Here is a 14,193-nt window from a genome sequence, read left to right on the forward strand (position 1 = left end):
GTCAAATCTTTTTATTATATGAAGTCAGTGTTAGATACACTCTCTATCTTAATCTTCTTTTTTCTTTTGAGTGAGTAGTCCAAAGCCACCTAGAACTCCGACCAAGCCAAGGGCTAGGAGGTTTGCATCTACTTCTGCACTTGTATTTGGAAGTTGTTTTCCTTCAGTCTTTTCAGCTTGTACTTGTACTTCTGCTTTTGCTGGTTCTTGCTTCGCCACTTGGCTTACTTGAACTGGAGAAACGGATGTTTCAGTCTTAGGTTCTGTTTTTGTAGTTTCCTTCTTAGTATCTTGAGTAGCTGGAGCAGGTGTAACTGGTCTGTCACCTGGTACTTTAACTACTTTTGTACCGACTTCAACAATTTCAGTTACGGCTTCCTTGAGAACTTCTGTCCCCTTAAGATTGCGATGTCCTTCAGAATCAATCTCCACAAGGTTTCTACGAAGGCCTGCAACTCCTACTTGAACCAAGCGACGTTCTCCTACTGGGAGGCTAGGATTTACTCGTTCTTCATGTCCATAGGCAAGAACTTTTTCTTCCACAACCAAGCTTGGTTTCTTAACTTCTAAGACTTTTGGACCGTCAAGCGGTTGAGTGCTACTTTCAATCTTAGTACCAACCTCAGTAATCTCTGCCACTGTTTCCTTGACGACTTCTGTCTGAAGAAGAGTACGGTTGCCTTTGGCATCCACTTCAATCAAATGACGGATTTGTCCTTCTGCACCAGCCTGAACGACTCGACGTTCACCCAACAAGAGGTCTCCTGACGGACGTTCTTGACGCTCGAATGCTTGAGTTTCTGTCTCAACCACTAATTCAGGTAGTGCTTCAACTGTTGGCGCAGTTTCACCTTCTTCTAGGCTACCCACATGATGGCTTTCTTTAACAAGGAGTTTTTTATTGAGTTCTTCCTTGAGGTTTGCAAATGCTTCTGGAGTTGGCGTTTGTGAAGATAACAAAGCTTCAGCTTCCGTAATCAACTCAGATTGAGGATCTTTTTCAATGACGGATTCGAGCAAGCTTTCCAATTCTTCTCTAGCAGTTTGATAACGTTGATTGCCATCCAATTCAGTACCTGCTTGTTTCAAGTCATTCAAGGCTTGGTTGACTGTTTCTTGACTAGCATCATGATTTTCTAAAATCGCTTTTGCTGCATCAATCTTCTCAACTAGAGCTGCTTGTTTTGCTGCATCAGCAAATGTATAAGCTATTGTTTCTTTGCGTCCTTGAGCAGATGTGATTTCTTGTTTCAGATATTCGTCGTTGACAGCCGCTTTAGGTGATACTAGAACATCAAAGTCGACAGTTTGTCCTTGATAGTGTAACTGAAGTTTTTGACGGCCTGTTTTTTGAGCATTATAGCCTGTAATTTCAACTCCTTGGTCTGTAAAGTTATGTTCAGTCTCCGTTTCATCATCATACAAGACCTTGAAACGTCCTTCTGATAAGTCAAGAGTATCGCCTACAAAGTAATCAATTTTCGGTTGCTTGCTAATATACAAGGCTGCGACTTCTTTTGGACCAGCTTCTTCACCGGTGACTTGAACCTTGAAGCTTCCTGCAACTGGAAGACCAAGATAGCTCACTGTCAACTCTTGTTCACCATGGTGATGAGCATCGTAGCCATTAACAGTAACACCTGCATGACTAAGGTTGATGACTTCGTCTGCTTCTTCACCCTCGTATTTGACACGAAGGAGACCACCTTTGAGATTCAATTCCTCACCAACTTGATAAGTTGTCTTTTTAGGTGCCACTTCTAGACTGACAACCTTAATCTTTCTCTCATCCTGAGGAATCGTTACAGCAAGGGTATTACTGATTTCTTTACCTGGCAATTGTGTACGGTAGTATAGAAGGCTCGGACGTTTTTCAAAGCTCAATGGATCTGTCGCCAAATCTCCTCCAACTGCTGTATTTAAGGTAGCGATTGGAGTTTGTGAATCTGCCTTGTCATAGACTGTGATGGTAGCCCCTGCAGGAACTTCTGAGAAGCCAAGCTGAATCTTATTGTCCGTTAGGACACGAGCTGCCACTTTAGCCATTGGAATGTTTTGACTCTCCGTATCAAGAGCTTCATACATCTTCCAGTTGTAGATACGGATAGCTTTCCATGGTGTTCCATTGTCAGACGTGATGACGTTCAAGCGCCAGTCTTGCGCAGTGATTGGGCTATCAAGGGTGATATCTGAAACATGGGCTTTATTGCCACGAACTGCTTTAGCTAGTTTCCATTCTCCAGCTTCATCCTTGTAGTAGAGGTCGAAGTCCTTCGTATTCATCAAGCCGTCATTAACAGATTCTCCACCAGCACCTGCATGGTCCATGACCCATCTAACGACACGGCGTGGTTGTGTCAATCGAATATCAACGCTACCACTCAACTGAGCAGAAGACCATTTATCAGATAGGCTGGTGATCGTACCATTCAACATACCTTCGATACCTTCGCCGCCTTCTGTATTTGGGAAGGTACTTCCGATAACAGTAGCTCCTGGAACGATGTTTTCAGCTAGAGGTCTTGGAAGACTTGTGTCTTGGACAGTCATTCCCCAGTCAAAGTTTGTAGTTGCTGCTTCAGAACGAAGGCCATTCTTCCCAACTGCAACAACCTTCAACTCTTGACTAGTACCAGTTGCACTAGCTGAACGGCTAACTTTTGGTAGGTAAATCGTAGTTGCAGATGAACCTGTCAATAGACGCCAAGCATCGCCATCCTTCTCATAAACTTCATAGAAATCAGCATCTTTATTACCAGTAAATTGGACAATGGCTTCCGCTTCTTGGGCATTTTTGAGAGATTGTTTGGCTACTTTAAGAGCAGTTGGAGCCTGAGGAGCCTCTTGATTATCTGACACAGTCAACTCACCCAAGTTAAATTGATAATCCTTAAGGGCAGCAGTATTTTCGAAAGTAAGCTTGATACCGTAAATGGTCTGACCTGCCAAGGCACTCAAGTCAAATTCGTCTTTTGTCCAATCGTCAGATAGAGTCAGTTCTTTACGAGCATTCTCACCACCATAAGTATAGTTTTTCTGAGTGGCAAACTCTACATAAACCTTGCTTCCCTTACCACCCTTATGGGCAACCCGAAGTTTTGTTTTATCCGTCACTTCCAGTTTTGTAGAGTAAAGACGAACATCTTGGTTGGTATTTTCGGCTAAATCACCCGCAAACTTGAGTGAATTTCCGCCATTGTAGGCATCTTCAAAATCGTAATCAGCTTGGAGCTTAGCTCCTGATGATGTTTGCCACCAACGCCATGTAGGCAAGATATCTGATACAGAACGATAGTTCCACTCAGAATCCTTGGAAACTTTACCGTCCACAAACCATTTTTTACCATGTCCTGTGTTAAAGGATGTTGTAAAAGTACGGCCTACTGCTGGTGTGCGGTCAGCTACGAGGTTGGCAATCCCGTACCAGTCCTTGTCATCTGGTTTTTGGCCAGTTGGATCTCCTTGGTAACCTGTGAAGAAGATATTTTCATTCTTGTGATAGTCTTCTCCTGTCTTCCCAAGACTCGTGATAGTATCTGGGGCAAAAAGTCCAAGTGATAAGCGAAGTTTGCCATTCTCATCAAAAAGGGCATCCCATTTCACTTTTGTCTTGTAAGAACCACCTTGTTGCAATTCCAAACCTGCAAAAACATCATACTGACTGCGTCCTAGCCATTGCGCCATTGTTACAGAGTAGTCATTTTTCTCTTTAGTCCAGTTAAAGTTGGCAAAGAAGTGATCTGCAGGAACCCTGTCCCCTTCTTTTTGCATGAATGGATAGTTGTATTCACCAAGTCCATCTTCGTGATAACGACCATATTCATAGGTCATGGCGTCATACCATGAATACTTGACAGGATGGTTGACTTTAGCAGCATATTCCTTGGTATAAAGCATGAAGTCACGCATTTTCTTACCAAGAGGCGTTACGATATCACCTGTTGTTTCTTGGTTGATAAAGTAACCATCAAAGCCGTAGTATTTAGCCAAATCAACCAACTTGCGAGCGATAGGGAATGTTCCGTCTTCGTCTTGTTGAAGGGCTGCAGCAAATTTTTCTTGGTCTGCAATACTGTTAGACCAGTTAAAGAACAAAGTTCCTAATACAGGAACACCATTACGGTGACCAGCATCAATCACGTCTGGAGTTGGAACAAGCCCTTCCCAGAAGACCATGGAATTCAAGTATTGCCAGTAGTCAAAAGCATAGGCCTTAAACTCTTCACCACCTACAGAAGCGTGGTCTTTGGCCTTAGAGTTGGTATTGGCAAGAGCTTCAACCTTGGCATCCTTATTAGCTTTTTCATTGACAACATGTCCACGATAGCGCTTGGCTAGTTCTACTGAAGATCGGTTAATAGCATCGTCTTCACGGGCACCTGGTTCCCATTTCAACAAATCTTCCCAAGTGTCAAACTTAATTTCTTTTGGTCGAAGACTTTTTTCTTCTTTTTTAGGAACGTCAGAGACTGTTGCTTTTTCTTCTGGCTTATTTTCTGTGGTAGCAGGCGCTTCTTCAGCCTTAGGAGTTTCAGCAGCTGGACTAGTTGCTTCCTTATCACCTGCAGTCAACTGATCCAAGGTTGGCTTTTCTTCTGAAACTGGTTGCTCACTTGCCTTGTCTTCCCTCTCTTCTAGCTCTTTCAATACTTCTGGTGCTGGTGTAGTTGCTTCTGCTGGAGCAGTGGTTGACGGTTGCTCTGAAGCTACTGCTGTAGTTGTTCCGTTTTCTGGAACGACAGACTCTTCTGCCAAAACTGGGCCTGCAAATAGAACTGAACCAATCATCAATGAGCAGGCACCCACTGACAATTTTCGAATACTATAGCGACAACGTTTTTCAAAAAATGGATTCTTCATCTTTTTCTCCTTTGACTTCCTCTTGAAAGTAAGCGCTTTATTTTTGAATTAAAAAAGTAGCTGTTCCAAAAAATACACAGAACAGGTCATTTTTATTTTACGATATTTAGAAAAAGAGTCAACACTAGCCCTTCAAGAACTATAAAGAAGTGAAGAATTAATATAAATTAGACAATCATCTGCCATTTTTCGAATTAAAACAACATTTTTCTCAAAAAAGAGCATTTACTACTTGTTAGATTTACTTTTATCCTTTAAAATAGAATGGGAGAAATTCCGCGATTATTTTTCGGAGGAAAAAGAAAATGTCCATTAATTGGCAGGAAATTATTTTTCACTTTTTAGGTGGTCTGGGACTATTTTTGTATAGTATCAAGACCATGGGAGACGGTTTGCAACAAGCTGCTGGAGACCGCCTTCGTTATTACATTGATAAGTACACAAGTAATCCCTTCTTAGGGGTCTTAGTGGGGATTGTCGTCACTGCCCTCATCCAGTCAAGTACAGGTGTAACGGTTATTACGGTTGGACTGGTTAGTGCTAGTATCCTCACCCTTAGACAGGCCATCGGGATTATCATGGGAGCCAATATTGGAACGACCGTAACGTCCTTCATCATCGGTTTCAAACTTGGCGAGTATGCCCTACCCTTGATTTTCCTTGGAACCATGTTCTTATTCTTTACAAAAAACCGTACTGCAAATAATATTGGACGTATCCTTTTTGGTGTGGGTGGTATCTTCTACGCCCTCAACCTCATTAGTGCTGGGATGAGCCCTCTTAAAGACTTGCCTCAGTTTAAGGAATACATGGTTACCTTGGGGCAAAATCCTATCTTGGGAGTTGTGGCTGGTGCTGTCATTACCGTTCTGATTCAGGCATCTTCTGCAACCATCGGGATTCTACAAGGTCTCTATGCAGGTGGATTCCTCGACCTCAAAGGGGCACTACCAGTCCTATTCGGAGATAATATCGGTACAACCTTAACAGTTATTATCGCAGCAGCCGGAGCAAATGTTTCTGCTAAACGGGTTGCAGCAACACACGTTACCTTTAACGTTTTAGGAACCATCCTCTGCTTGATCTTGTTAGGCCCATTCACTGCGATGATCGAGTACTTCCAGGCACTACTTCACCTCTCACCTGAGATGACGATTGCCTTCTCACACGGTGCCTTCAACGTAAGTAATACCATTGTACAATTCCCATTCATCGGTGCCTTGGCCTACTTTGTTACTAAGCTAATCCCTGGTGAAGACGAAGTTGTTAAATACGAACCTCTTTACTTGGATGAACAACTCATCAAGCAAGCCCCTTCTATCGCCCTAGGAAATGCCAAGAAAGAACTCTTGCACCTAGGAAACTATGCGGTTAAAGCATTTGACCTTTCTTACGACTACATTATCAATTCTAATGAAAAAGTAGCTGAAAAAGGACACAAGACAGAAGAAGCTATCAACACAATCGACGAGAAATTAACACGTTACCTCATTAGTCTATCTAGTGAAGCATTGAGTCAAAAAGAGAGTGAAGTCTTAACCAACATCCTTGACTCTTCTCGAGACTTGGAACGTATCGGTGACCACGCTGAAGCTTTGATTAATCTTAACGACTACTTGCAACGCAAGAATGTTCAATTCTCTAACTCAGCCCTAGAAGAGTTGGAAGATATTTACCGTCAAACAAGCGATTTCGTTAAAGATGCTCTTGAGAGTGTTGAAAACAATGACCTTGAAAAAGCTCAATCTCTTATTGAACGCCATGAAGCCATCAACAAGATGGAACGCGTCCTTCGTAAGACACACATCAAACGCCTCAACAACGGCGAATGTTCTACCCAAGCTGGTGTCAACTTTATTGATATTATTTCACACTACACTCGTGTGTCAGATCACGCTATGAACCTTGCTGAAAAAGTTTTGGCTGAACAAATTTAAGATAAAAAATGCTTTGATTCGAACGAATCAAAGCATTTTAAATAGTTCTCCAATCATAATGGAAGAGGCAGCTGCGCCCTTGTACCTAGCTTCTTCCTTTTGGATATAGCTGGCCAGATTGACTAACTCTGGCGCAGGAGTCTTGGGATTCTTGAGAAGTTCAAGTGTGACTAGCCCTGAAAGTCGGACTGCTAGCAAGCGTTCATTGGTGCTGGGCAACTGCTTAGCAGTTTCTAGGAGTGCAGCCACTAAATCTTCACTCAAGTTTTGACGGGCATGATTGTAAAGGTCTCGTATCAAGGTTTCTAGGTTTGGTTCTTCCATACCTATCACCTCCATCTTTTCAGTTTAATAATTTTTGATCAAATCTACAGTAGAGCGATCTAATTTTTTAACCAAGGCTTGTAGGAAAGCTTGAGCTTCTAAGAAGTCATCCATGGCATAAAGTGTTTGGTGTGAGTGGATATAACGAGCGCAGACACCGATTGTTGTAGATGGAACACCACCATTTTTCAAATGAGCTGCTCCTGCATCTGTACCACCTTTTCCACAATAGTATTGGTATTTGATTCCAGCTTCTTCAGCAGTTGTCAAAAGAAAATCTTTCATGCCTGGGAGAAGCAAGTGACCTGGATCGTAGAAACGAATCAAGGTTCCATCACCAATCTTCCCTTGACCACCATAAACATCACCTGCTGGTGAGCAATCCACTGCAAGAAATACTTCTGGATCAAATTTTGTTGTAGATGCATGGGCACCACGAAGTCCAACTTCTTCTTGGACGTTAGCACCAAGGTAAAGTTCATTACCTAGTTTTTGACCTGACAAATTTTCAGCCAACTCGCTAACCATGAGAACACCGTAACGGTTATCCCATGCTTTTGAGATAATATTTTTTTCATTAGCAGTTAGGATTGCGCTACTATCTGGAACAATTGTGTCTCCAGGACGGATACCAAAACTTTCAGCCTCAGCCTTATCTGCAAAACCACCATCAAAAACGATATCTGAAATAGCTGGCATGGTTGGTCCACCTGTGCCACGAGTCAAATGTGGAGGAACTGAACCTGAAATTACTGGAATCTCACGTCCTTGGCGAGTAAAGAGTTTAAAGCGTTGGCTGCTGACAACCATAGGGTTCCAACCACCAATGCTGACTACTCGGAAGGTCCCGTCCGCTTTGATTTCACTAACCATGAAACCAACTTCATCCATGTGAGAGGCTACCAAAACACGAGGTGCATCGACTGCTTCTGAATGTTTAACCCCAAAAATACCACCTAAGCCATCAGTCACAACTTCATCCACGTGAGGTGTTAATTTTTCACGAAGATAAGCGCGAACAGGTGCTTCATGACCTGAGATAGCGGAAAGTTCTGTTACTTCTTTGATTTTAGAAAATAATGTTGTCATTTCTATCCCTTCTTTCTTTCAACCATTTTACCACTTTTTATAGGAGAAAGGTAGTGGAAATCAACATTTTACCAAGTAACTTACTCTTATAACAATAAAAGAATCACAAATGTGATCCTTCTTCTCTTGTATTTCGCTTTAATGAAAAGTAGTCTGGTACTGGATCTTTACCCGTTTCAGACCAAGGATGGCAACGTAATATCCTAGCCAAGCCCATCAAAACTCCCTTGAATCCATGTTTTTCAATTGCCTGAATCATATAGTTTGAACAAGTAGGCTCAAATCTGCAAGACGGTGGAAAGGCTGGCGAGATAAAGCGTTGGTAAAAGCGCACTGGCGCAATTAAGATTTTTTTCATTATTTATTATTTGTTACAGCCATGGTGTGTAGTTGGCTGATTTCTTTTTTATTGAGACGGCGTGATTCTCCTGGACGAAGTCCTGTCAAGTCTAGATGTCCAAAACGTGTCCGAGACAGTTTATCTACTTGGAGACCGATAGCTTCAAACATTTTTTTAACCTGATGGTTACGTCCTTCATGGATGGTCAACTGCACTACTGAGCGATTTTTGACTGGATCCACTTTAAGAATCTCATAAACAGCCGGCTTGGTTTTCTTGCCATCAATCTCAACCCCTCGAGTCAAGGGACGAAGATTTTCTTTGTTGGCAATTCCTTTCACACGCGCAACATAGACCTTGTCAATCTCATTACGAGGGTGAATCATCTCATCTGTAAAGTCCCCATCATTGGTCAAAATCAAAACTCCAGATGTATCCCAGTCCAAACGTCCCACAGGGTAGATACGCTCTTTGACATTGGGTAAGAGATCTACAACCGTCTTACGTCCCTTGTCATCTGTCACACTGGAAATCACTCCGCGTGGTTTGTTAAGCAGATAGTAGACCTTTTCTTCGTTATAGATGGGTTGACCTTCAACTTCGACCTTGTCGCCTGACTTGATGGTCGTTGCTAGTTCACGAACCACTTGGCCGTTAACCGTCACCAATCCTTGCTTGATCAACTCTTCTGCTTTTCTCCTACTGGCCACACCTGCGTGGGCAATATATTTATTGATTCTCATCTTCTTCTATCCTTTCACCAAATAATTGGCTTTCTTGTGTTTGAATGTCAAGCTCATCAATCACGGGCAATTCTTCCAAATGGTTAATGCCCATGTAATCTAGGAAATAATCCGTCGTTACATAGAGATTAGGACGTCCAAGAACCTCTTTTTTCCCGTCTTCTTTTATCAAGTCAAAGGCTTGCAACTTAACTAGCGCTCCACTTGAATTAACCCCCCGAATAGCATCGATCTCTATCCGTGTGATAGGCTGCTTGTAAGCAATGATGGACAGGGTTTCAAGGGCAGCTCGAGATAGGCTCTGGTTGATGGGTGCCTTAGAGTATTCTTTCAAAATGGCTGCAAATTGAGGCTTGGTTACCAATCTGTAGGCACCACCTGTCTCAATCAAGTCTAAACTGGAATCCTGGTCTTTTTCATACTTTTGGGCTAATTTTTCTAGACTCTGCTGAATCCCAGTCGGTGGCAAAGAGAGGAGCTCAGCCAACTGGCGAATCCTTATCCCCTCTTCACCCGCTACAAACAAGAGCGCTTCTATTTCTGCTAAAGTACTCATATTTCCTCTCTATCAAGATCGACTCTGCTCTACTTGATTTTCCTCATTCTTTTTCAGGAGATAGATATCTCCGAAACTCTCCTCTTGCACGAGGATCAGTTCCTGAGTTTTGATTAACTCTAGGGTTGCCAAAAAGAGGGTAATAACCTCTTGAACATTCTGAGCTTCCTTGAAAAAATCTTGCAAGCATAATTGCTCACCTTCAACCAAGGCTTCTCGGACGATAACCATCATATCCTCAATCTTATACTCATCTCGCAAGATCGTTGTGTGACTTTGCGAGAATTCTTCCTTTTTCTTGGCCAGCAAGTTTGAAAAGGTTAAGAAAAGATCGATTGTGGTCTTATCATGAACAAGTTCAGCATCCTCATAAATCAACTCTGTAGGTGCTTTTGAGTAATACTGAGCTCGTTCTTGATGCTTGGCTTCCAAATGCTCACCCAAGAGTTTAAACTTGCGGTATTCTTCGATCTGAGAAAGGAGGTCCTGCTCCAGATCATCCTCTAGGTCCGTCACTTCTGCAACCTTCGGCAAGAGCTTGCGACTCTTGATTAGCATGAGTTGGCTAGCCATGACCATGTATTCGCCTGCCACTTCTAAACGCATAGCTTGTAAGGTCGAGATATAGGCTAGATATTGCTCGATAACCTCTGTAATCGGCACATCATAGATATCCATCTGGTACTTTGAAACCAAGTGCAAAAGAAGATCCAAAGGCCCTTCAAAATCTTTTAATTTAATATCCATTATCTAAATTTTTCTAAGGTTAGGACTGTCTTTAAGCCCAACTTTTTGGCGATTTCGTACAAGTCAACCTTTTCTTCGATTTGTCTTAGTATAAACTGTTCTCTCAATCCTTGAGCCGATAAGTCTGGGAAACCTTTTTCTTTTAGAAAGGCCTCTAACTGTCGGAAGGCCCACTGACGCGAGTAGGGTTTCCCAGCTTTTTCAAAGAGGTAGGTCTGTCCCATCAAGGGCTCTAACTCTGCAAGCAATTTTGTGGGAAGACTCAAGATTCTTTGTTGAGAAGCTTTATTGATTCTCAATACTTGGAAATCTAGGTTCACATCACTCGTTTTTAAGACTAGAATTTCACTTGGTAAGAGGCCCAATTCCACTATCAATAAGGCCAACAAGCGTCCCTCTGGATAGGCACTTTCTTGCCAGAAAGAACTGAGGTCTAAAAGTTCTGACTGAACTTGCTTTTTCTCAGCCTGTTTAGGCAATTCTAAACGATGAAAGGTAGCAATTTCCCCCTTCTGGTATAAAAAGTAAAGAAATTGATTGCAAGCAGAAACCTTACGCTTTTGGGCACTGATTTTAAACTGAGATAGTTGAGCTTGGTAGATTTTTAAACTTGTCTCAGAAATTCGTTCTCCAATAAGATCTAAAAACTGCTCCAAGTCATACTTATAGGATTGCTTAGAATTTACAGACAAACCTTGTTTTTCTTCTAAAAATGCTGAAATTCCTTCTCTCATTTGCTTCGAATCTCATATTCCTTACTAAAATCATGCAAGAGAGCATTGACAGCCTTAAGGATTGATTTCCGTGTGATAATGCCTTGGAAAATACCTTCCTTATCAACGACTGGTAGGAAAGACTCATCCACTAACTTATGTAAAACATCCGTCAGTGTATAGTCTGGACTGACAACTGCTACGTCCTTCTTGGTCATGTGTACGATATCCGTATCTGACATGGCTTCCTGACTCAAGCCCTGCTCCATCTGGTAGGCCAGAATGTCTCTAAGTCCAATGGTTCCGACAAATTCTTTCTCATCAGTCACTACTGGCACTCTGGTATAGGTCATCTGGCTAAGGAGGAGAGTTGCATGATCTGCATTGTGGGTATCAATGAGCACAGCCAAATTTTCAGCAGGAGTTAAAAAGGTTTCCTCTTGCTCCAGTAAAAACTGTTCAAACTCTTTGGCAATCATCGAGCAAACTCCTTGGATAAGCCTGGATAGACCTCATGGTTTCGTGTCAAAAAGTCCACTTTAAAGTAGCTATCATCAATCTCTACACGGGCGTAAAGACATTCTCTGATAGTTCCACGTGGTTGACTGATAGAACCAGGATTTAGGAAAAGGGTCTTCCCTTCCATCCAAGCATTTGGAACATGCAAGTGCCCATAAAGACAGATATCTGCATCTTCCTCTTGAGCCCAAAAATCAAGCTTTTGGAAATTGAAGTTAATATCAAACAAATGTCCATGAGTCTGGATAATCTTGGTAGGACCCAGTTGAGTCACCAAACGTTCTGGATAGTCTGAATAAAAGTCCATGTTTCCTCTGACTACTTGGATTCCTTCCCAGAGTGGTGAATCTGGGCGAAGTTCCGAGTCACCATCGTGAAAAATGGCATCAACTTTCCCCAGATAGCGGTCACGGATTTCCTCTACAATCAAGCTATCTCCGTGGGAGTCACTCATTACAATGATGGTTTGCTTTGCCATGATGGAAATACCTCCAAAAGTTTCTTAACGGCTAAGGCACGGTGGGATTGACTATTTTTTTCTTCGAGGGTTAATTCAGCTGATGATTTACCGGTTTCTCCTACTAGGAAGAGCGGATCATAGCCAAAACCATTTTCACCCTTAGGTTCAAAGTTAATGTAACCTGGCCAGTCAGCTTCGACAACCAAGCTTTCCTTACCTGGGCTAGCTACGACCAAGGTTGTGTGGAATTGAGCTGAACGGTCCTTGAGTTCAAAAACCATGGCTAATTCGTGCAAGAGTTTCGCATTATTTTCTTGGTCAGTTGCGCCGACTCCTGCGAAACGAGCTGACCAGACACCTGGGAGACCACCAAGCACATCGACTTTGAGCCCAGAGTCATCAGCTAAAACCATCTTACCTGTTAATTGGGAAATAGTTTCTGCTTTGAGGCGAGCATTTTCTTCAAAGGTCATACCCGTTTCAGCAACTTCAGGCAGGTCTGGATAATCATTGAGATTTTCTACGTCATAACCCAGTTTGTCAAAGATAGCACGAAATTCCTTGGTCTTCCCTTCGTTACGAGTTGCAATCAACAAGGTTTCTCTGACTTTATTTGTCTCGAAAAAGTCTTGAACATTGACTCCTTCTTTAGGCAATTCTACATGCAGAAGTTGTCCGTTTTCCACTAAGAGCAAGGCACCTTGACGTTGAATGACTTCCAAGTTTCGGTCCACTTCTTGATTGAGAATATCCACCACAAAAGAGAGTAAGCGATAGGCTGAACCATATCGTAAAACAGTGACTGAAAGTGGAAATCCTCGCTCCTCATCTCGAAAGATTTTGGCCAAATCAAATAGCGGAAACTCTAACTCATCATCCGTCAAAGTCCGAATGCCACCAAAAACACTGTAGGATCCAACATACCAGTCTTGGTCATCCTTGTATTCATAAATTTTGTTTGTCATAATGTTACATGCTCCACATGAATCTCTTTTTCCAGCCACTCTGCTCCTATCTGGGCAAAACTTTGGCTATTTGCAGTTGTATAAAAACGGTGTTGAAGGGGCGCCGCATCTCGGCTACGGTTAATCTCAAAGTAATTGAGCAAGACTGAGATATCACGTACACACTCAGCTCCACTATCGATCAGCTGAACCTTAGGCCCCATGACATTTTGGATGATAGGTCTGAGGAGTGGATAATGAGTACAGCCCAAAATTAAGCTATCTACTTTTCCGACTAAGGGACGCAAAGTTTCATAGACAACTTTCTTGGTCACACTTGTCGATAGAGCACCTGACTCGACCAAGGGAGCAAACTTAGGGCAGGCCAAGCTTTCCACATGTAAATCTGGGTCTAGATCATGAATCTTTTGTCGATAAATATCTGATTTTACCGTCATCGGGGTTCCAATCACACCGATCTTCCCACCTTGACTCGCTTTGATAGCTGCTGATGCACCAGGCAAAATCACACCCAACACCGGAATATCCAACTTAGCTTTAATCTCTTCCCAAACGACTGCCGTTGCTGTATTACACGCAATGACAATCATCTTAACATTCTTGGTCAAAAGAAAGTTGACCAGTTGCCAAGTATATTCACGAATCTGCTCAGCAGGACGGGGACCATAAGGAGCCCGTGCCGAATCTCCAATATAGACGATTTCTTCATGGGGAAGCTGGCGCATGAGTTCACGTACAACCGTCAAACCTCCAACGCCCGAATCCAAAAAACCAATCGGTCGATTATCCATACAGTCTTCTTTCTAGTATTTTTTCTGATTGATAGTTCATTATTATTCATTTCTTTCTGGAATCTCTGACAGACTGGTCAGTTTCCAACTGTCTCCTTCTTAATCATAATCAAATATCAATAGAATGCAAGGAAAAAGTCTTGTCTCTA

At 42.4% G+C, this 14,193-nt stretch carries 13 protein-coding genes; 1 reads left to right on the plus strand and 12 read right to left on the minus strand.

The genetic code is table 11. From position 1 onward, the window contains the following. Nucleotides 1–48 precede the first annotated feature (48 nt). Nucleotides 49–4,860: an endo-beta-N-acetylglucosaminidase gene (locus TZ96_RS01775; RefSeq protein ID WP_045762651.1), complete on the minus strand. Its 4,812-nt coding sequence runs from the start codon at nt 4,858–4,860 to the stop codon at nt 49–51. A 305-nt stretch (nt 4,861–5,165) separates the two neighbouring features. Here TZ96_RS01775 and TZ96_RS01780 point away from each other — a divergent pair, with 305 nt between their 5' ends. Then, a complete protein-coding gene (locus tag TZ96_RS01780) occupies nt 5,166–6,797 on the plus strand; it encodes a Na/Pi cotransporter family protein (protein WP_045762652.1) in 1,632 nt (543 codons plus the stop codon). A gap of 27 nt (nt 6,798–6,824) precedes the next feature. Here TZ96_RS01780 and TZ96_RS01785 read toward each other — a convergent pair whose 3' ends face one another. The 11 genes from TZ96_RS01785 to racE all read right to left on the minus strand — a co-directional run bounded on the left by TZ96_RS01785 (nt 6,825) and on the right by racE (nt 14,044). Next, nucleotides 6,825–7,121, minus strand: a complete 297-nt coding sequence (locus tag TZ96_RS01785; protein WP_045762653.1) for an enterocin immunity protein — start codon at nt 7,119–7,121, stop codon at nt 6,825–6,827. Between the two features lie 24 nt (nt 7,122–7,145). Beyond that, the gene (gene pepA, locus TZ96_RS01790; RefSeq protein WP_045762654.1) at nt 7,146–8,210 is read right to left on the minus strand and encodes a glutamyl aminopeptidase; all 1,065 of its coding nucleotides are present in this window, start codon (nt 8,208–8,210) and stop codon (nt 7,146–7,148) included. 103 nt (nt 8,211–8,313) lie between these two features. Further along, nucleotides 8,314–8,568 carry a membrane protein insertion efficiency factor YidD gene (gene yidD, locus TZ96_RS01795; protein ID WP_045762655.1) on the minus strand — a complete coding sequence of 85 codons (255 nt, stop codon included), beginning with the start codon at nt 8,566–8,568 and terminating at the stop codon, nt 8,314–8,316. Further along, a complete protein-coding gene (locus TZ96_RS01800) occupies nt 8,568–9,293 on the minus strand; it encodes a pseudouridine synthase (protein ID WP_045762656.1) in 726 nt (241 codons plus the stop codon). Before TZ96_RS01800 ends, yidD begins: the two co-directional genes overlap by 1 nt. Continuing rightward, on the minus strand, nt 9,280–9,849 hold the full coding sequence (gene scpB / locus TZ96_RS01805) for an SMC-Scp complex subunit ScpB (protein ID WP_045762657.1): 570 nt from the start codon (nt 9,847–9,849) through the stop codon (nt 9,280–9,282). Before scpB ends, TZ96_RS01800 begins: the two co-directional genes overlap by 14 nt. Nucleotides 9,850–9,861: 12 nt before the next feature. Continuing rightward, nucleotides 9,862–10,596: a segregation/condensation protein A gene (locus tag TZ96_RS01810; protein ID WP_045762658.1), complete on the minus strand. Its 735-nt coding sequence runs from the start codon at nt 10,594–10,596 to the stop codon at nt 9,862–9,864. Beyond that, entirely contained in the window at nt 10,596–11,330 is a 735-nt protein-coding gene (gene xerD, locus TZ96_RS01815; RefSeq protein ID WP_045762659.1) for a site-specific tyrosine recombinase XerD, read from the minus strand. Before xerD ends, TZ96_RS01810 begins: the two co-directional genes overlap by 1 nt. Beyond that, nucleotides 11,327–11,788 carry a cyclic-di-AMP-binding protein CbpB gene (gene cbpB / locus TZ96_RS01820; protein WP_045762660.1) on the minus strand — a complete coding sequence of 154 codons (462 nt, stop codon included), beginning with the start codon at nt 11,786–11,788 and terminating at the stop codon, nt 11,327–11,329. Before cbpB ends, xerD begins: the two co-directional genes overlap by 4 nt. Beyond that, a complete protein-coding gene (locus TZ96_RS01825) occupies nt 11,785–12,306 on the minus strand; it encodes a metallophosphoesterase (RefSeq protein ID WP_004251713.1) in 522 nt (173 codons plus the stop codon). The genes cbpB and TZ96_RS01825 overlap by 4 nt, the downstream gene beginning before the upstream one ends. After that, on the minus strand, nt 12,282–13,253 hold the full coding sequence (locus tag TZ96_RS01830) for a nucleoside-triphosphate diphosphatase (RefSeq protein WP_045762661.1): 972 nt from the start codon (nt 13,251–13,253) through the stop codon (nt 12,282–12,284). The genes TZ96_RS01825 and TZ96_RS01830 overlap by 25 nt, the downstream gene beginning before the upstream one ends. Continuing rightward, entirely contained in the window at nt 13,250–14,044 is a 795-nt protein-coding gene (gene racE / locus TZ96_RS01835; protein ID WP_045762662.1) for a glutamate racemase, read from the minus strand. The genes TZ96_RS01830 and racE overlap by 4 nt, the downstream gene beginning before the upstream one ends. Between the last annotated feature and the right edge of the window lie 149 nt (nt 14,045–14,193).

Source organism: Streptococcus infantis (assembly GCF_000963255.1).
Classification (GTDB): domain Bacteria; phylum Bacillota; class Bacilli; order Lactobacillales; family Streptococcaceae; genus Streptococcus; species Streptococcus nidrosiense.